The sequence below is a fragment of the Priestia megaterium genome (genome assembly GCF_046599315.1).
Classification (GTDB): domain Bacteria; phylum Bacillota; class Bacilli; order Bacillales; family Bacillaceae_H; genus Priestia; species Priestia megaterium_F.
Map to the genome: position 1 here is coordinate 43,548 of NZ_JBKIKC010000021.1, position 18,943 is coordinate 62,490.

General features: G+C 35.9%; 16 protein-coding genes. 13 read left to right on the forward strand and 3 right to left on the reverse strand.

Going from position 1 to position 18,943, the window contains the following annotated elements; all coding sequences use genetic code 11:
- The first annotated feature begins 108 nt into the window (after positions 1–108).
- The 7 genes from ybaK to ACLHDF_RS29415 all read left to right on the forward strand — a co-directional run bounded on the left by ybaK (position 109) and on the right by ACLHDF_RS29415 (position 8,736).
- Complete coding sequence (ybaK, locus tag ACLHDF_RS29385; RefSeq protein ID WP_413921963.1) at positions 109–591, forward strand: Cys-tRNA(Pro) deacylase; 483 nt, start codon at positions 109–111, stop codon at positions 589–591.
- A 183-nt stretch (positions 592–774) separates the two neighbouring features.
- Complete coding sequence (locus tag ACLHDF_RS29390) at positions 775–1,059, forward strand: DUF5316 family protein (protein WP_413921932.1); 285 nt, start codon at positions 775–777, stop codon at positions 1,057–1,059.
- Positions 1,060–1,527: 468 nt separating this feature from the next.
- A complete protein-coding gene (locus tag ACLHDF_RS29395; protein WP_413921933.1) occupies positions 1,528–3,594 on the forward strand; it encodes a transporter substrate-binding domain-containing protein in 2,067 nt (688 codons plus the stop codon).
- A complete protein-coding gene (locus ACLHDF_RS29400) occupies positions 3,566–4,972 on the forward strand; it encodes a sigma-54-dependent transcriptional regulator (RefSeq protein ID WP_413921934.1) in 1,407 nt (468 codons plus the stop codon). The genes ACLHDF_RS29395 and ACLHDF_RS29400 overlap by 29 nt, the downstream gene beginning before the upstream one ends.
- Positions 4,973–5,110: 138 nt before the next feature.
- On the forward strand, positions 5,111–6,130 hold the full coding sequence (locus ACLHDF_RS29405) for a TAXI family TRAP transporter solute-binding subunit (RefSeq protein ID WP_413921935.1): 1,020 nt from the start codon (positions 5,111–5,113) through the stop codon (positions 6,128–6,130).
- A gap of 61 nt (positions 6,131–6,191) precedes the next feature.
- Positions 6,192–7,538, forward strand: coding sequence for an MFS transporter (locus ACLHDF_RS29410; RefSeq protein WP_413921936.1), 1,347 nt, complete (start codon positions 6,192–6,194; stop codon positions 7,536–7,538).
- Between the two features lie 229 nt (positions 7,539–7,767).
- Positions 7,768–8,736 carry an alpha/beta hydrolase family esterase gene (locus ACLHDF_RS29415; protein ID WP_413921937.1) on the forward strand — a complete coding sequence of 323 codons (969 nt, stop codon included), beginning with the start codon at positions 7,768–7,770 and terminating at the stop codon, positions 8,734–8,736.
- Between the two features lie 126 nt (positions 8,737–8,862).
- On the opposite strand, the gene ACLHDF_RS29420 is transcribed toward ACLHDF_RS29415, so the two are convergent.
- Positions 8,863–9,018, reverse strand: coding sequence for an aspartyl-phosphate phosphatase Spo0E family protein (locus ACLHDF_RS29420; RefSeq protein ID WP_016763750.1), 156 nt, complete (start codon positions 9,016–9,018; stop codon positions 8,863–8,865).
- A 350-nt stretch (positions 9,019–9,368) separates the two neighbouring features.
- Entirely contained in the window at positions 9,369–9,509 is a 141-nt protein-coding gene (locus tag ACLHDF_RS29425) for a hypothetical protein (RefSeq protein WP_413921938.1), read from the reverse strand.
- Positions 9,510–10,045: 536 nt separating this feature from the next.
- On the opposite strand from ACLHDF_RS29425, the gene ACLHDF_RS29430 reads away from it, so the two are divergent.
- A complete protein-coding gene (locus tag ACLHDF_RS29430; protein ID WP_413921939.1) occupies positions 10,046–11,497 on the forward strand; it encodes an NADP-dependent glyceraldehyde-3-phosphate dehydrogenase in 1,452 nt (483 codons plus the stop codon).
- A gap of 106 nt (positions 11,498–11,603) precedes the next feature.
- On the opposite strand, the gene ACLHDF_RS29435 is transcribed toward ACLHDF_RS29430, so the two are convergent.
- Positions 11,604–11,900, reverse strand: a complete 297-nt coding sequence (locus ACLHDF_RS29435; RefSeq protein ID WP_413921940.1) for a hypothetical protein — start codon at positions 11,898–11,900, stop codon at positions 11,604–11,606.
- Between the two features lie 324 nt (positions 11,901–12,224).
- On the opposite strand from ACLHDF_RS29435, the gene ACLHDF_RS29440 reads away from it, so the two are divergent.
- From ACLHDF_RS29440 to pdxA, 5 genes are all read left to right on the forward strand, one after another.
- Positions 12,225–13,997 carry a PrpR N-terminal domain-containing protein gene (locus ACLHDF_RS29440; protein WP_413921941.1) on the forward strand — a complete coding sequence of 591 codons (1,773 nt, stop codon included), beginning with the start codon at positions 12,225–12,227 and terminating at the stop codon, positions 13,995–13,997.
- A gap of 258 nt (positions 13,998–14,255) precedes the next feature.
- A complete protein-coding gene (gene dapA, locus ACLHDF_RS29445) occupies positions 14,256–15,146 on the forward strand; it encodes a 4-hydroxy-tetrahydrodipicolinate synthase (RefSeq protein ID WP_413921942.1) in 891 nt (296 codons plus the stop codon).
- A 52-nt stretch (positions 15,147–15,198) separates the two neighbouring features.
- Positions 15,199–16,365 (forward strand): iron-containing alcohol dehydrogenase, encoded by a 1,167-nt coding sequence (locus ACLHDF_RS29450; RefSeq protein ID WP_413921964.1) that lies wholly within the window; start codon positions 15,199–15,201, stop codon positions 16,363–16,365.
- 17 nt (positions 16,366–16,382) lie between these two features.
- Positions 16,383–17,696 (forward strand): four-carbon acid sugar kinase family protein, encoded by a 1,314-nt coding sequence (locus ACLHDF_RS29455; protein WP_413921943.1) that lies wholly within the window; start codon positions 16,383–16,385, stop codon positions 17,694–17,696.
- A gap of 44 nt (positions 17,697–17,740) precedes the next feature.
- Positions 17,741–18,754, forward strand: coding sequence for a 4-hydroxythreonine-4-phosphate dehydrogenase PdxA (gene pdxA / locus ACLHDF_RS29460; RefSeq protein WP_413921944.1), 1,014 nt, complete (start codon positions 17,741–17,743; stop codon positions 18,752–18,754).
- Positions 18,755–18,943 lie beyond the last annotated feature (189 nt).

Here is an 18,943-nt window from a genome sequence, read left to right on the forward strand (position 1 = left end):
GAAAGTAACTAAAACATCTTTATAAACAAAATAATCCTTGCTAAGCTACCTATCCTAATATATGGAGATATGAAAACGAAACGTGTTATGATAGTATCGGTGATAATTATGGGTAAAAAAGCAGATAAAACAAATGTAATGCGAATTTTAGATCAGAAAAAAATTGAGTACAACTACTATTCTTATGATACTAAAAATCTGAGTGGGGTACAGGTAGCTATTTCGCTTGGAGAAGACCTTTCTAAAGTCTTTAAGACTCTGGTGACGGTGGGGAAATCAAAAGAACATTATGTCTTCATGGTACCAGTTGAAAAGGAGCTTGATTTAAAGAAAGCGGCAAAAGCAGCTGGTGAAAAGTCCTTAGAAATGATTCCTCAAAAGGAATTGTTGCCTCTTACAGGATATGTTCACGGCGGGTGTTCTCCTATCGGAATGAAAAAGCAGTTCGAAACCTTCATTGACTCTACGGCAGAAGATTGTGAAACGATTTATTTTTCGGGTGGACGTGTAGGTCACCAGATACAGTTACCACTAAGTGACTTATCAAAAGCAATACGTATACGTTCGGCAGACATCACAAAGGATAGTTGAAATGTAGCGCCCTTGAGCGAAATGCTTTTAGACATAAGCGTTTCGTTTTTTTAGTTGCTTTAATTACTTCCTGTCTTTTTACCTGTTAGAATAAGAAAAATAAAAGTGAAAATATAGAAAAAATGATATTGTATAGCTAATATGTGGAAATTTTATAAAAAAGCTAGGGGGGGGGAGACAAAAATGATCAAATCAATTATTGGTGGATTCATTTTATCTTTTATTCTTTTAGTAGCATGTACAATAGCTAACGTAAACTCAGAAACAGTACTTTTCACCGCTTTCATTATATTAGTGGGGCTAGCTCTTATCATATCTGGAGCAGCTGTAAGTGGTGATCGAATGAGAGCTAATCTTGCCACGGAATCAAAAACAGACAAGAAGTGGAGAATTACAAATTCTATAAACCTTATGTTGACTGCCACTCCAGTTCTCGCCGTGTTTCTTTTTATTCATTATTTTATATAGTTATTTTCTGTCATGTAAAGTAGCTAACAGAGAATGGAGGTATGAGCATGGAATTTTTAACGGCAGTCGCAGTAACAATTTCAATTTTGTCTTTTGCTTGGATTACAGGACAAAGAGAGCAGCAGGATGACCAATAACGAAAGCAAATAAAAGGCACTCAAAATATGGTATAATACATTTAGCAGCTCCTTATATTTATAGAGCTAAAATTACATTACATACAACTTAACATTAAAGAAGCTAAAGGCCGAGCGTAAAAGAATATTAATTACCGAACAAAGATATTTTGTGTGCGATAACAAAAAGCCTCTAGAAAGAGGCTTTTCTTTATAGAGATGATTGACAGAATATTTCAATATCATTTTGTTTTAGTTCTTGAAATTTGAATACTTTAAGAAATACATAATGATAAAAGAAATTGCCCATTTACTTAACTAAAGATTTTTTAAAAGGAGACAGCTATATCTTATGCATGTTACACTCCGCCCATTTTGTTATATTTTATCTATTATTATCTTACTTCTAGCTTATCTTCCGGTTTCTGTAAGAGCAGAAACCGTACCCGATAAAAAAGCAAATTACGCAGCCGAGAAGAAGACATACCGCATTGCTGGAGAAAAGCATCTTGCGCCTTTTTCTTACGTCAATGACGAAGGAGTGTTTACTGGTTTTAGTATTGATATGCTCAATCAAATAGCGAAAGAAGAAAATGTGAAATTTACATATATTCCAATGGATCTTTATCAAGCAACAAAAGCTCTCCAAGAAGGCAAAATTGATGCCATTATGGGTTTGGAGTATTCAGCTAACCAAAATCAAGTGTTTAAATTTTCCGATCCATATTTTACGATGGCAGATGCCTTAGTTATTCCGAACTCCTTGAAATCTTCGGTTACATCTTTAACCGATTTACGAGGTAAAACAGTTGCGATGCGAGAAGACAAAATTTCCTTTGAGCTACTGATGAATGTAAGAAACATAGAGTTTCAGATGGCTTTAAATCCAGAAGATGCGCTCAATCTCCTATTTTTAAATCGGGCCGATGCGTTTTTTTCAAACAAGTGGACTGCGGAGTTTTATCTTGAGAAATCAAAGAAAAAGGGACAGTATACCGTACTAGATAATGTAGGGATACCTTCAGAGTTTGCCGTTGCAACCCGGCCTGAAAATACAAGACTTTTGTCGGCGATCAACCGTTCGATTTCACATATGCAAGCCAATGGAACTTATCAAGAATTATATAGAAAATGGTTTGTTTCTTCTTCAGAAGAACGCTTAAAAGAATTACGTAATTGGATTATTGTTCTTCTTATTATAGTTGTATTAACACTAGGTAGTTTATTTATCATATATCTTTGGAACAAGCGATTAAAAAAAGAAGTGAAAAAGCGTACATCCGCACTTGCTGATGCGAATCAAAAGCTGAAGATTCAGCAAAAAGCAATTTCACAGGCGCATGCATTTCAGACACAAGTTATTAACCATATGTATTACGGAATTCTCACATTTGATCAATCGCTAAATCTTACAACTATCAATCAAAGGGCAAAAGAAATTCTTCTTATAAAGGATGAAACATTTCAATCTAGTAATATTCATAAACATCCGCTTATCCAGCAAATCTTTAAAACGTATAAAACGATAAAGCAATCGCACACGACATTGCCATTTACAAAGGAAATTCAGCATATACAAAATGGAGAAGTCTATTTTGTATTGTATCGAGTGATTCCGCTTTATGAAGATACAAATAAAATGAACGGTTATTTACTTACACTAGCCGATCGTTCTGAAGAAAGGCTGCTTGAGAAGAAGCTGGCAACCCAAGAGAAAATGCGCGCTCTAGGTCAACTTGTAGCAGGTGTAGCGCACGAAATTCGCAATCCGCTTACATCTGTAAAAACATTTATTGATTTGCTGCCAAATAAATATGAAAATCCAGAGTTTCGAAAAGAACTGTCTAAGCATGTTCCAGAAGCACTAAGAAGAATGAATCGTATTGTTGAAAGTTTAGTAGATTATGCCCGACCTAAATACCCTCAGAAAGTAGCGTTTGATGTAGAAACGTTTATAAACTCTGTAGCGGTTATTATTAGCCCTACATTAAAAAAGAAAGCGGTTCACTTATCCTTTGATATCGAATCAGGTATGCAGGTTTACAGTGACCCTGATCAAATCAAACAAATTATGCTAAATCTTATGTTAAATGCGCTGGACGCGATGGAAAACAGCCCTCACAAGCAGCTCTCTATCAGGGCTGTATCAGAAAATGGGTTAGGTTTTATTGATGTTAGTGATACAGGAAAAGGCATAGATGAAAAAGACATCCCACATATTATGGAACCTTTCTATACAACAAAAAAGCAGGGAGTAGGTCTTGGTTTATCGCTATGCTATCAATGGATAGAAGAGAATAACGGTGAAATCACGATGCATACAAAACAAGGAAATGGTACAACATTTACAATTATCTTGCCTGTTACGAAAGAAAAAGGAGGACACGCATATGAAACCGACCGTTCTCATACTCGATGACGAACCTGCTATTGGTTCATCTCTTCGTTTCGCTCTAGAAACTAACTATGAAGTGACCAATCTTACAGAAGTACCGGAAGCTTATCAATTTTTACGCAGTCAGCCTGTACATGTTGTTTTGTTGGATTGGCGCCTCGGCGAATACAATGGGCTTGAAGTGCTGAGTAAAATTAAAGATATTCAGCCTCAAACATCCATTATTATGATGACAGCTTATGGCACGATTGAATCTTCTATAGAAGCTATTAAGAGGGGAGCGTATCATTACATTACGAAGCCTCTTGATATTGAAGAACTTCATATCTTAATTGAAAAAACGCTTGAACACCAGGAACTTCATGATAAAGTTCGTGAACTAAGTGAAACGATTGAGAAAATAAAAGGCTACGATCAAATGATTGGTGAAAGTGCAGCTATGAAACAAGTTTTTTCGATTATTAATAGAGTAAAAGACATTGATTCGAACGTGCTTATATTTGGTGAAAGCGGCACTGGAAAAGAACTAGTAGCGCGAGGGATTCACCGTCAGGGAAAGAGAGCAAACGGACCATTTATTTCCGTTAACTGTGCGGCTATTCCAGAGACTTTACTTGAAAGTGAACTTTTCGGTTTTGTAAAAGGCGCTTTTACAGGAGCTACTCGCAACCAAAACGGGAAAGTAGCCGCAGCCGATGGAGGAACTCTTTTTTTAGATGAAATTGGTGAAATGCCCCCATCCTTGCAAGCAAAAATGCTTCGATTTTTACAAGAAAAAGAAATAACGCCTCTTGGCTCATCAGAAACAAGAAAAGTAGATGTTCGTATTGTGAGTGCCACTAATAAAGAATTAAATCGTATGGTGAAGGAAAATGGCTTTCGTGAAGATTTATATTTCCGCTTAAATGTCATTCCCATCACACTACCGCCATTACGTGAACGAAAAGAAGATATAGCGCTTCTTATTCCATACTTTTTGCAGAAATACTCAGAAGAAATGGAGAAACCGCTTTGCGTGCTTTCTTCAGATGCATATAAAAAGCTTTTAACGTACGATTACCCAGGAAATGTAAGACAGCTAGGAAACATTCTTGAATATGCCGTTGCTATGACCAAAGATGGAACGATTATGGAAAAAGATTTACCTATAACCGTTCAACACGAACAGCAGACCTCTTTGTCACGCTATGAGAACTTCACTGAAGAAATAAAATCAATTAAAATCCCAATTAATTACACGATGAAAGAAGCCGAACAGCTAATTATCGAGTCAGTCCTTGAAGAGTGCGGAGGCAACCGTAGAAAAACAGCTCAGGCACTTGGTATCAGTGAACGAAGTATCCGTAACAAACTTCATCTTTATCGCACAATTCAACAAAAAGAGGCAAAAAATGCCGAGTAGGAACATATTTCCGTTCCTCCCCGGCATTTTTTGCCGGGTTCTTGTCAGTTTCTCTGCCATTTAAGTGGGTTTTTGTTGGCACGAAAATTGCATTATATTATTGTAAGCGCCCACATTAAAGAAAACAGAGGTGAATAAATGAAAAAATATATAGCGGCGGCGCTCGTTTTTTGTTTGATATTTGTCATAGCGGTCTTAAATAGAGATCTACTAGCTATTCATCAAAAAAAAGAGAACAGCACTGACTCTAACATAAAGGCTAGTGAAGATGCTGATAACAAACCGCTTACCATTTTGACAGGAGGACCAACAGGTGTTTACTTTCAGTTAGGCAATGCTTTAGCCAGAATTTATGGAGAAAAGCTAGGAATTCAAGCTAGTGTACAGACGACGGAAGCTTCTGTAGAAAATATTAGTAAAGTTGCACAAAAAAAGGCCGAGCTTGGTTTTTCTATGGCCGATATGCTGGCAAGTTCTCAGGAAAAAGAAGAAGCCGTAATTAATAAGAAAGATTTACCTAATGTAAGAGCAGTGGCCTCTTTATATCCAAACTATATGCAAATTGTAGCTCTTAAGTCAGCTAAAATTCATACGCTTCAAGACTTAAAAGGAAAAAAGGTAGTGGTAGGAGCGCTCGGCAGCGGTACAGAGGTATTGGCCATGCGAATTCTAAAAGAAATGCATATCAGCACGCAGGATTTTCATGCAAGATTCTTACCTTTTTCTGAAGGAATTGAAGGAATTAAAAATGGAACTGCAGATGCAGCTTTTCTTTCTTCTGGATATCCTAACTCGGGAATAACAGAGTTAGCTTCAACAAACGAGATTGAACTGATTTCAGTTCCTGAAGAAGTGACAGAAAAATTAAAAAAATCATACCCGCCACTAGGAATTGGGATGATTCCGGCTGATACATATAAGGATGTCAACACAGAAACAAAAACAGTCATGGTTAACAACCTTTTGATTACCAATAAAGATATGCCACAAAAAAAAGTATATGAGCTGACAAAAGCTTTGTTTGAGAATGTAAAAACGCTTGAGCAAACGAATAGCTCTGCTGAAAAAATAACGTTAGCAAAAGCTGCAGAACAACTTCCTTTACCGTTGCACCCAGGTGCCAAAAAGTATTACAAAGAAAAAGGCATTATAAAGTAATCTAAATCTCTATCAAAATAGTACACAAGAATATATTAATCAAAGAAAAGAGGGATCAATCATGGCTCATACTAGTGAAGCTGCAAACAACAGGCGTGTTACAAGTAATATTTTTAAAGGATCTATTGGAAATTTAATTGAATGGTACGATTGGTATGTTTACTCTGCTTTTGCCGTCTATTTTTCATCGCAATTCTTCCCAGAAGGCGATCCAACAAGTCAGCTGCTTAATACAGCCGCAATCTTTGCTGTTGGTTTCTTGATGCGTCCAATTGGTAGTTTATTAATGGGACGGTATGCAGATCGATATGGTCGCCGGGCTGCGCTTACCTTGTCTATTACGATCATGGCGAGCGGATCTTTTATTATCGCTTGTACTCCTAGCTATAGTACGATAGGGTTATTATCTCCAATTATTCTAGTACTAGCACGTTTGCTTCAAGGAATCTCCTTAGGAGGAGAATACGGAACGTCTGCAACTTATCTTTCTGAAATGGCAAGCAGCGGGCGAAGAGGATTTTATTCAAGCTTTCAGTATGTGACGCTTGTTGCTGGTCAGCTAGTGGCATTAGGTGTTCAAATTATTTTACAAAACATTCTTAGTGAAGCAGATATGGTTTCATGGGGCTGGCGTATTCCTTTTGTTATTGGAGCAATTGGCGCGCTGAGTGTGTTATGGCTGCGTCGTACAATGGATGAGTCAGAGCAATTTTCTAAAATGGACTCTGAAAGCCGTGAAAATGCAGGGACTATTAAAGCACTTATGAAGCATCCTAAAGCGGTGTTGACCGTTATTGGATTAACATTAGGAGGAACAGTTGCTTTTTACACGTATACAACGTATTTGCAAAAATTTATGGTAAATAGTGTAGGGCTAGATAAAGGAGTCGTAAGCTGGATTAACTTCTGCGCGCTACTTGTATTTGTTGTCCTTCAGCCAATAGCAGGTATGCTGTCTGATAAAATCGGACGCAGGCCGCTGTTAATGAGCTTTGGTATTTTAGGAACATTACTGACTGTACCGCTGTTTCTTTTTATGAAACAAGCTCACAGCCCAGTCATGGCTTTCCTATTAATGACAATCGGACTTATCATTGTAACAGGTTATACATCTATTAATGCTATTGTAAAAGCTGAGCTTTTCCCAACAGAAATTCGAGCTCTTGGTGTAGGGTTACCGTACGGACTTACAGTTGCTATATTTGGAGGCACAGCAGAATTTATTGCTCTATGGTTAAAAAGTATTGGTCATGAATCACTTTTCTTTTTCTATGTAGCCGGATGTATCGCTATTAGCTTTATTGTCTATTGGCATATGGGAGAATCTTCTAAAGATTCATACATAGAATCTGAGCTGAAGACAGATAACACAGATAACAATGTACCCCCAAATAACATTAGTTTTTAATTTTACTTAAGCAAATAATCGAAGGATATACAAAGGCATTTGTAATTTAGATAAGAAAACTAGTGAAAGAATAGAAGAGGGAAAAAGGACTGGCTATAAAAAGCCATTCCTTTTTTTATCCTCTTAAAAGATATTTATTTTGTAGTCGATTCAGAATAAGAAAAGGATTATTCTGTGATATAACGAAATAGAGAGTATATACATCAGAAATAGAGAGAGGGAAAACTTCATGAATACTTTATGTTCCTTTTTTATGAATCCAGTTTTAACTACTTCTAGGTTTTTAATAGAATTACAGAGCGTGTTCTTTCATCCTATTTGGAAAGAGTATAATTATGATGATTATTTTACCTATAAAGTGTATGTTCCTAGTACATATACTGGGTTAAGTAAAGTACCATTAATCGTTATGCTTCATGGATGTCAACAAGATGCAGATGATTTTGCTGCGGGTACGGAGATGAATAAGCTGGCGGAAGAAAAAGGCTTTATTGTTCTCTATCCTCAGATGAATTCCTTTGCTAACTCTAACGGGTGCTGGAATTGGTTTTATGAGTATAATCAATTTCGTGATAATGGAGAGCCAGAAATAATAAAAGATATGATTGATCATATAACCACTAAATATGCTATTAATTCTACTAATATATACCTTGCTGGCATGTCAGCGGGAGGCTTTATGGCAAATGTGCTGGCTATTGCTTATCCTGATGTATTTAAAGCCGTAGCTATTCATTCAGGAGGCAGTAATTCGTATGCTGTAGACCTTATCACAGCTGCACAAGTCATGCTATACGGCTCTTTAAACCCTGAATTTGATGGTGATGAAGCTTATAAGAGAATGGGAAATTTTGCACGGCCTATTCCCATCATTACACTTCATGGTCAATCGGATACAGTAGTCAATCCGGTTAATGCGTCTACATTAATTCAGCAGTGGATTTATACATACAAGCATTTCGGTCTAGCTATACATGAAAATGCTACTTCTTATACTTCAAAAGAAAAAGAAAATCATTATAGCTACATAACGTATGACTACGTAGATACAAAAAATAAAATTTGGATGAAAAAAATCATGGTAGAGGGTATGGAGCATGCATGGTCTGGAGGAAATAGCAATGGATCAAATACTGACCCAAAAGGCCCTAATGCCTCAAAAATGATTTGGGACTTTTTTGAAGAACAGAAAGATTAAATAGAGCATAAAAGAGTGCACCACTAAATACTATCAGCCTTTCATTTTTTAAAACAAATAACCGTCTACAAACAGCAAAAAAGGATCTTATCGAAAGATCCTTTTCCTATTATCAATGAGCATTTCTTAACAAGTAGCTTCAAACCGATTTAACAATACATCCAGATCCTGACTGATTTTAATTGTATTACTACTTGTAAATCCTTCCTCTAGGGCAATCATCATCATCATTTTTCGTATAAATTCTATCTTTATTAGCAGTAGTCTACATTTGAAACACATTAAGTTTCCTCCACTTGCCACGTCATTTTAAAGGCTTAAATTGTTGAATCATTTATGCCAGAACGTTTTCTGAATAGATAACCTAAAAAATATAGTAACAAATAGATAGTGTCGAAGTCTGTCGTATTTTGAATTCGAATATCTCTATTTAAAAAGAATTGGCTTTTAAACGTGTTATTATTTTTATTATAAGCTTAATGAACCTGCACATCCATAGGCTCTGTTTTATCTGTTTAACTATCTATGACTATCAGGCACTGATAAGCAAGGGTGGATGATAGGGTGAAGGCTACTTCTAATTACCATAGAGTTTTTAGAAAATATAATAAAAAAGCGTCTGTTAAGACGCTTTATATATAATACATATACTGCTCTTCTTTATTGGCATTTTTTGTTTCGTGGATTATTTCTTCTGGGATATTGGACGTACGGTTAGTAAAAAGCATAAACAAAGCAATAATTGATGCCACAAAACCTAAAGTAACAATCACAATAAATCCCTCCCTTTAGAATATATATTCTACTTTTATCTTCATTTTCCTATATTTATTTTATACCCTTATTTCATTTTCTCAACACATAGGATAAAAGATAAAAAGAGTGTATTATACATCTCCTAAATCTCCGATCCAAAGTAAATACAAACAAGGAAGCTTAAAACACCCAATTCCCTTAAAAGAGTAGAGGGCTATAAAGATTTCTTTCTATGAGTGATATAATCATTAAAATTATTAATCACTGAGATAACTTATTTGTATTGTACGAATGAAAGAAATTTATATATATTAAAAATACAAAATATTCATTAAATTATACATGGCTTTGTTTTTGAGTTAAAAAGAAAAAAACTGCTGCTTTAAAGCTAACAAGTAAGCAGTATAAGATTAGGGAAGTTACAGGGGATATAAAAAATGATAGAAATGAATACAGGTAGAGTTTTTTTGCTCAGATATTCACAAGGTTTTCATTCGTAAATTAGACTGAAAATTTTGATAATAAATTGTATTTTTTCTAAGGAGGAATTTTTATGACAACAACGGTTTTAAATGTATTAACTTATTCTTTTTATCTTAACGGTGAGTGGAAAGAAAGCAACTCAGGGCAGACGATCGATATTATTTCTCCGTACCGTCATGACGTGATTGGAAAAGTGCAAGCTATCACAAAAGAGGAAGTCGATGAAGCGGTACATTGCGCACAGAAAGCTCAGAAGGGGTGGGCAGAAACTTCTCTGCAAGAACGTGCAAAATATTTATACAAGTGGGCAGATGAGCTGGTAAACATGCAGAGTGAAATTGCCGAAATTATTATGAAGGAAGTTGGAAAAAGCTTAAAAGATGCAAGAAATGAAGTGGTGCGTACAGCGGATTTCATTCGTTATACAGTTGAAGAAGCACTTCATATGAATGGCGAAAGCATGAAGGGAGATAGCTTTCCTGGAGGTTCTAAGTCTAAAGTTGCGATTGTTGAACGCGTGCCTTTAGGTGTTGTACTCGCGATTCCTCCTTTTAACTATCCGGTAAACTTAGCAGCTGCTAAACTGGCGCCTGCTCTTGTTTCAGGAAATGCAGTTATCTTCAAACCCGCAACGCAAGGAGCGATCAGCGGTATTAAAATGATTGAAGCCCTTCATCAAGCAGGTATTCCACAAGGTCTTGTAAACGTCGTAACGGGTCGCGGATCTGTAATTGGTGATTACTTGGTTGAACATAAAGGCATTAATATGATTTCATTCACCGGGGGAACAAATACGGGTACTCAGTTAGCCAAAAAGGCAGGCATGATTCCTCTTGTACTAGAACTTGGAGGAAAAGACCCTGGTATTGTATGTGAAGATGCAGATTTACAAGAAGCAGCAAAACATATTATAAGCGGAGCATTTTCTTATTCCGGTCAGCGCTGTACAGCCATTAAACGTGTACTTGTGCATGAAAAAGTAGCAAGCGAGCTTGTGACTATTTTAAAAGAAGAAGTACATAAATTATCAGTGGGTTCTCCTGAAGATGGATGTACGATTGTTCCATTAATTGACAGTAAGTCCGCGGACTTTATTCAAATTTTAATTGCAGATGCACTCGGAAAAGGTGCAGCAGTTGTCACGGGGAACAAGCGTGAAGGCAACCTTATCTATCCTACTCTTTTAGATGACGTGAATGACAGTATGCGTGTAGCATGGGAAGAACCATTTGGACCTGTATTACCAATTATCCGCGTCGCTTCTGACCAAGAAGCCATTGATATAGCAAACGAATCGGAATTTGGCTTACAGGCAAGTGTTTTTACAAAAGATATTAATAAAGCCTTCTCAATTGCAAATAAAATTGAAGTCGGTTCCGTTCAAATTAACGGTCGTACAGAACGCGGTCCTGATCATTTTCCTTTCATCGGTATAAAAGGATCAGGTATGGGCGCTCAAGGTATTCGTAAAAGTATTGAATCTATGACTCGCGAAAAAGTAACCGTATTAAATTTACAATAATTAAATTCCAAAAGCTCTCCAAATCGAGCTAGTAGAGTGTAACGGATCTCATGGAAAAAAGCCTGTGCTTGAGGAAGCACAGGCTTTTAAAAATCTTATTTAACTGTCACTCAATTCCATCTTTATAGTTCTTATGCCAGTTTTTATCACCTATGTGCTCAATATCCTCAACGGTTTTTTCAAGCTCTGACATAATGAGTGTTTTTACTTGATAAATGGTATCAAAAAAAGCTTTCTCTTCATCCGGGTTAGGCTTTATTTTGGCTGCTGCTGAAATATCAACATATCTGCGATGTTCAGCTGTTAATTTATCAAGCGCCTCAAAAATATGAGAGGTGAGCACAGCAACCTCCTTATGATTATCAGGCAGCTTTTCTTTTAATGTTTCTATCCTTTTATCCATATTAACATCCCCTTATTTATAGCGTGTCGTATTTATGTAACTTTCCCACTAATAAAAACGAATAACCTTAAAAGGCAAAAATTAATGGGAATTAGCATATGAAACAAAATTATATACTGCAGGATATCATGTTAAAGTGAAAAAACGGTGAAAGGAGTGGCTAATTTAGTGAAAAAACGGAGTCTTATTGGTACTTTCCAGCCTTTCTTATATTCAATCAACATAAAGTTTCTTCAAAGATATTTGTAAGATGACTCATTTTGCATCAAAAGATTTTTTTGGTATATTATAGATGTGTTTAAAAATGCAACAGAAGGTGATTGGATGAAAGTAATGGCTATCGCTCCTTATAACGGTTTAAAAGAGTTAATGATTACTCTAGGGGAAAAAGAAGAATTCGAATTGCAGGTAGAGATAGGTGATTTACAAGAAGGTCTAACTCTTGCCAAGGATGCAGTAAATAACGACATAGATATCATCATCAGCCGAGGGGGAACGGCGGAACTTATCCAAAGAGAATTGACAATTCCGGTTGTCGAAATTGAAGTTTCTGGTTACGATATGCTGCGCGTACTTACGCTTGCAAAGGACTATCCAGGAAAAAAAGCTATTGTTGGGTTTTCTCCTATTTCAGAAGGAGCCTCTACAATTTGTGAAATACTTGATATTAATATGTCTGCATACAAAGTCAAAGAAGAAAAAGAAATTGAGCCTATCTTAATTCAATTACAGCAAGAAGGTTATACAAATATTATCGGAGATGCAGTTACGGTGAAAACAGCTGAAAGGCTTGGACTAAATGGTATATTGCTTACTTCTGGAAAAGAAAGTGTTTTGAAATCTTTTCAAAATGCAAAAAAAATATATCGATTTCTTTCATCTTTTAAAAAAAACTATTTGATTTCCTTTGATATTGTTCAAAACGAAACGGAAGGAATTGTTGTTTACAATTCAACGTCTCAAGCTATTTTTGCTAATCCTTATTTTAATGATAACTTTAGTGATAACTTCAAGCATAATCTTAATATACAAGATGCAGTAAAGACTGTATGTAATACAGGTTTTTTTGAAACAGTTTTTAATACGAATAATACTTTTTGGAAAATAAAAGGTTATCCTCTCGAAACCTCACATTCAAAATTGATTGTGTTTCGTATCAATAAATATAGGTCCAATGACAATCAAGATATAGATGGAATCTCGATTGTCTCTTTAAAAAACGAAGTGAATTCTACAGGTAGCCTTACTAATATCGTCACAAAAAATGAGAGAATGAACAGGATTTTAAAAGCTTCAACTATTTACGCTGATACAAAAGAACCTATATGGATTAGCGGTGAAGAAGGAACTGGAAAAGAACGCTTAGCAAAGCTCATTCATGTTAATAGTGAAAGACGTGAACATCCGCTGCTTATCATAGATTGTGAAGTTCTCTCAAAAGGACAATGGGCATGCTTATTAGACAGGAGTTCTTACGATAATTTATTAGCCCATAATCCAAATGGAAGCGTTGTTTTAAAGAATATAGATTCTTTAGAGTTGGATACTCAAAAAAGGTTAGCAAGTTACTTGAAAAAAGGTTTAACCACATGCCGTTTTATAGCTTTATCACGTAAAAGTATGGAATACTTAACTGAAACACAGCGCTTTGATCAAGAATTATATTATTTACTAGCCAGTTTAACCCTGGATCTTCCTTCATTAAAGGAAAGGAAAGAAGATATCGAAAGTTTAGCTCTTTTCTTTATCGGAGAATGTAATATAAAATTTGGTAAGCAAATTGTAGGAATACGTAACGATGCAAAGGAAGATTTAAAGAATTTTGAATGGATAGGAAATATAAAACAGCTAAAACAGATCATTCAAGAGAGTGTGCTATTAGCTGAAGGGGCTTTTCTAGAGCTTCATGATTTGAAGAGAGTAATAAATAAGATCCGTGTTACAAGTGAAAGTCATGAAATTGATTTAACCGGAACATTAGAAGAAATTGAACGGGAAATTATAAAAAAGATATGGTTAGAAGAAGGTATGAATCAAACGAAGACAGCGGAAAGATTAGGTATAAATCGAACCACTCTATGGCGGAAATTGAAATAAAAACTTCATCTGTATGTACTGTTGAGCCAAATTTGAAAAACCACTTTATCTGTAAGGACTTGTAGATAAAGTGGTTTTTATTGTTTAATTTTTAAACAATTTAGAAAAAAATAAATTTTATGTAGTTTTAGTGTTGATTAATTAAACAGTTATGTATATAATTCGAAATGTAAACGTTTTAAAAAATAAATTATATATTAATGTTGCAAAAATAAACAATAAACTTTTTGTAAATAGTTACCGTAAGGAGGAAGGAATATGGAGTTAAAAGGAATTATTCCAGCGTTATTAACACCTTTAACAAAAGAGCAGACAATAAATGAACAGGTACTGCGTCAATTAACCAATCATCTTATTGAATCTGGTGTGCACGGCATTTTTGCTTTAGGAACAAATGGTGAATTTCACCTCTTCAAAAAAGAAGAAAAAATAAAAATTGCTCAAATTATTATTGATGAGGTCAAAGGAAGAATTCCCGTAATTATTGGTACAGGAGGAAACAGTACAGAAGAAGTTATTGAATTGTCAAAGCAGATGGAAGACCTTGGAGCAAATGCTCTTTCTGTTATTACTCCTTACTTTGTTACACCAACCCAAGAGGAAGTGACCGTTCATTTTCAACGAATAGCAGAAGAAACATCTTTGCCCGTTCTTTTATATAATATCCCTTCAAAAACTGGAATGAGCTTAGAGCCTGAAACCGTTGCAAAGCTAGCAAATGTTCCTAATATTGTAGGAATTAAAGATAGCAGCGGTAACTTTGAAAATATTAAACGCTATATTCATGCAACTAAAAACAAAGATTTTTCCGTGTTTGCAGGAACAGACTCTTTAATACTAAAGACCTTAGAAGCAGGAGGAGTAGGGGCAGTTGCAGCAACTGCAAATATGGTTCCTGATATCGTAGTATCCATTTACAACAACTGGGTAAAGGGATTTAACAACGAGGCAGAAGAAGCTCAAAAAAAATTACAGCCGCTTAGAGATACACTCCAATACGGGACGCTTCCATCGGCTCTGAAAAAGGCTGTAGAACTTTATGGGATTCCAGTAGGCCCTCCTAAACTGCCGGTCTCTGAACTATCAGGAGACGGACTTGAAAAAGTGAAAGTAATGGTTAGAGGTTATAAAAAGCAGGACGTACTTTGAAAAGGAACTACTTGAGTAGAATGAACTAACTATAGGGAAAGAGGTTAAAATGATGCAAAAACTATATCAATTCCAAACGGCAAATCATCTTATTGCAGGACCAAATTCAATTGAAAGAGTAGGAGAACACCTTTCTCTATTAGGAACAGAAGTTAAGTCAGCCTTAATTATTACCCAGCCATCGATGAAAAGATTAGGATTTGTTGAAAAGCTTATCGATCAGTTATCTGACAAAGGCATAACAACCAACGTAAATGTTGATGTTCTTCCAGAACCAACAGTTGAAAATATTGAAGAAGTTTTTCAGGCTATTAGAAATGAACAGCACGATGTACTAATTGGATTTGGTGGAGGCAGTGTCCTTGATGCAACAAAAATTCTATCCGTTTTAAAAACGAATAATGAATCTATTCGCGAGCTATTAGGTACAGATTTAGTTAAAAACCCTGGTACACCAACTGTATTAATTCCGACTACTTCAGGTACAGGTTCTGAAGTAACGCCTAATGCTATTGTTACACTGCCGGATGAAGAATTGAAGATTGGAATCGTAAGTAAATATTTACTGCCTAAAATAGTAGTACTCGATCCAGTCCTAACGTTAAGTTTACCAAGACCTATCACAGCCGCAACAGGGATGGATGCCTTTACTCATTCATTAGAATCATTTATTTCAAATAAATCAAATTTAATTAGCGATATGGTTGCATTAGAATCAATTCGTCTTATCTCATCTAGTATTATAGAAGCCTATCAAAATGGGAATTCAGTTGATGCAAGAGAAAAAATGCTTGTCGGTTCTATGTATGGCGGAATGGCTCTAACAAGTGCAGGTACTGCTGCGGTTCATGCATTAGCATATCCGTTAGGCGGAAAATTTAAAATCCCTCACGGTGTAGCTAATTCGATGCTTTTACCTCATGTAATGGAATTTAACATGGATGCCATTGAAGATCGCTTGTTCCTTGTAGCCGAGCCTATGGGAATTAAAGTAGAAGGTCTTTCTAAAACCGAAGTAGCTCAAAAAGTAGTAAGTCGTATTGTAGAGTGGACAAATGTTTTAGAAATTCCACAAAATCTTAAAGAGTATGGAGTAAGAGAAGAAGACGTTCCAGGTCTAGCTCTTTCTGCCTCAAAAGTAACACGATTATTAAATAATAACCCTAAAGAAGTAAGTTTAAAAGATATGGAAGGAATTTACCGTAAATTACTTGTTTGAAAAGGTGATGACATTCTATGAGAATATCCGTTATTTCTGATGATTTAACAGGCGCAAGTGATTGCGGAGGGCAATTAGTTCGTTATGGGTTAGATGTTTCTGTAGTTTTAACAGGTCACAATAGTAATTTGAATAAAAAAGAAGCTCTTATATTTAATACAGATAGCCGCGCTGTTTCAGAGAAAGAGGCTTATGAAAGAGTTAAAAAAGTTTGCGAACGGGTTAAAAGTGAAGCATTTGATGTTATTTATAAAAAAATTGACTCCACAATGAGAGGTAATATCGGACAAGAAATTAATGCCGTTTACGATGTATTCCAACCCGATTTTGTTTTTATCGCTCCAGCCTTTCCAGAGGCTGGACGGCAAGTGATTAACGGAGTTCATTTTCTGAATCAAAAACAATTACATGAAACTGAAGTAGGGAATGATCCTAAAACTCCTGTAAATGATTCTTTGATTACCCGTGTGATTAAAAGTCAGGCTCAAAGAGAAGTTGGTCATCTTTCGTACAAAGATCTTCATGCTGGATATGAATTTGTCATCAAAAAGCTCAAAGCATTCAAAAATCAAAAGGTTTCATACATCACAGTAGATTCCGTTCATGAATCAGACCTTAAATATCTCGTTGAAATGATAAAAAAGACAGAATTTTCTGTTGTGTGGTCAGGTTCAAGCGGGTTAATCAATTATTTGCCTCAAGCTTATGGACTACAGCAATATAAAAAGAAAGTCAGTTTTCTAAGAAAAGATAAACCCGTGTTATTTGTTATTGGAAGCGTAAGTAAAGTTGGAAGAAATCAGCTGCGTCAATTGTTACTAAACTCTGACACCATTGGTTTAGAAATTAACCCATCAAAAATTATTCTAGACAGCGCTTCTAAACAAAAAGAACTAAGCCGGGTAACAGATAAGGCTTTAAAATCTTTAGAAACAGGAAAGAGCATTGCTTTATTTTCTTCAGGAGAAGTAAAAAAAACACACGAAATCGGTAAAAAACAAGGCTTTAGCGCTATTGAAATGAGTGACTATATTTCAATGACGATGGGAGAAGTAGCTGTAGCTCTAATTAACCAATGTAATATTACTAATCTTTTTCTTACAGGAGGAGATACAGCTCAACAAGTGTTAAGTCAATTACAGGTTCATAAATTTCATTTGCTAGATGAAGTGGAGCCTGGTATACCACTTGGCAAGTTAGATTATAAGGGAGAAATTTTTGCTGTAACGAAAGCAGGAAGTTTTGGGACAGATTTAGCTATGCTTAAAGCCAAATCGAAGCTGCAGGGGAAAAAAGATGCCTGGGAACACTCTGTAATATTGAGCAAATAGTAAAAGAGTGCCATAAAAATCAAAGTGGATTTTAAAGGAGGAATATGATGAAACCCGTTATAGGAATTACAATGGGAGATGCATCTGGAGTAGGTCCAGAGGTTATTGTAAAAGCACTGGCAGATCCGTCAGTTTATCAAGTTTGCCGTCCTATTGTTATAGGAGACGCTAAAATAGTAGAAAGAGCAATTGAAATGACACAAACTTCGTTAACTGTCCACCGAGTTAAAGAGGTAAATAAAGGAGCATTTACTCATGGCGTAATTGATTGTATTCATATGGACTTAGTACCTGAAGATCTTCCAGTTGGAGAAATCTCATCATTAGCTGGGAGCGCAGCGTTTAAATTTATTGAGAAAGCGATTGAACTAACAAAAAAGAAAGAGATACAGGCCATTTGTACAGCCCCATTAAATAAAGAGGCATTACACAAAGGTGGCTACACTTATCCTGGTCATACTGAAATCTTGGCAGAGCTCACGAACACAAAGGACTATTCAATGATGTTATCTTCCCCAAAGCTAAAAGTCATTCACCTTACTACTCATGTAGGGTTAAAAAAGGCAATAGATGCTATTACACCAGAAAGAACGTATACCGTCATCAAGCTTGCTCATGAAACATTAAGTCGCGCAGGCTATAAAAACCCGCGAATTGCCGTTTGCGGAATTAATCCTCATGCTGGAGAGAACGGTTTATTTGGAGAAGGAGAAGAGGAGGAAAAGCTAATTCCTGGTATTCAAATCGCGGCTTCTGAAGGAATAAATGTTACGGGGCCATACCCCGCAGATACATTATTTTTCCGTGCAGTGCGAGGAGACTTCGATATTGTAATCGCTTGTTATCACGATCAGGGACATGTACCAATTAAAGTCTTAGGGTTAGAAGAGGGAGTTAACATTACAGTTGGTTTAAACGGGGGTGTTATTCGCACTTCTGTTGATCACGGTACAGCATTTGATATTGCAGGAAAAGGAATTGCCGATGAGAGAAGTATGCTAGCTGCTCTTCAGTCCGCTGCCGAGCTGTCTCCTAAAAAGGTTTTAAATAAGTTTTAAAAATGACGTTGTTATCAATTCTTGTAAAAACGTCTTCGGGGCAATTTGAAAACCTTTCACTGTAAGTGCAGTAATACCAATAAGGTGAATTGCAATTAAAGAACTCCGAAGACAGTAATTTGTATTTTGTGATTTAAAATTTTCATTGATTATTTACAGGAAACAAATGAAAGCGCTTAAAAATATCTG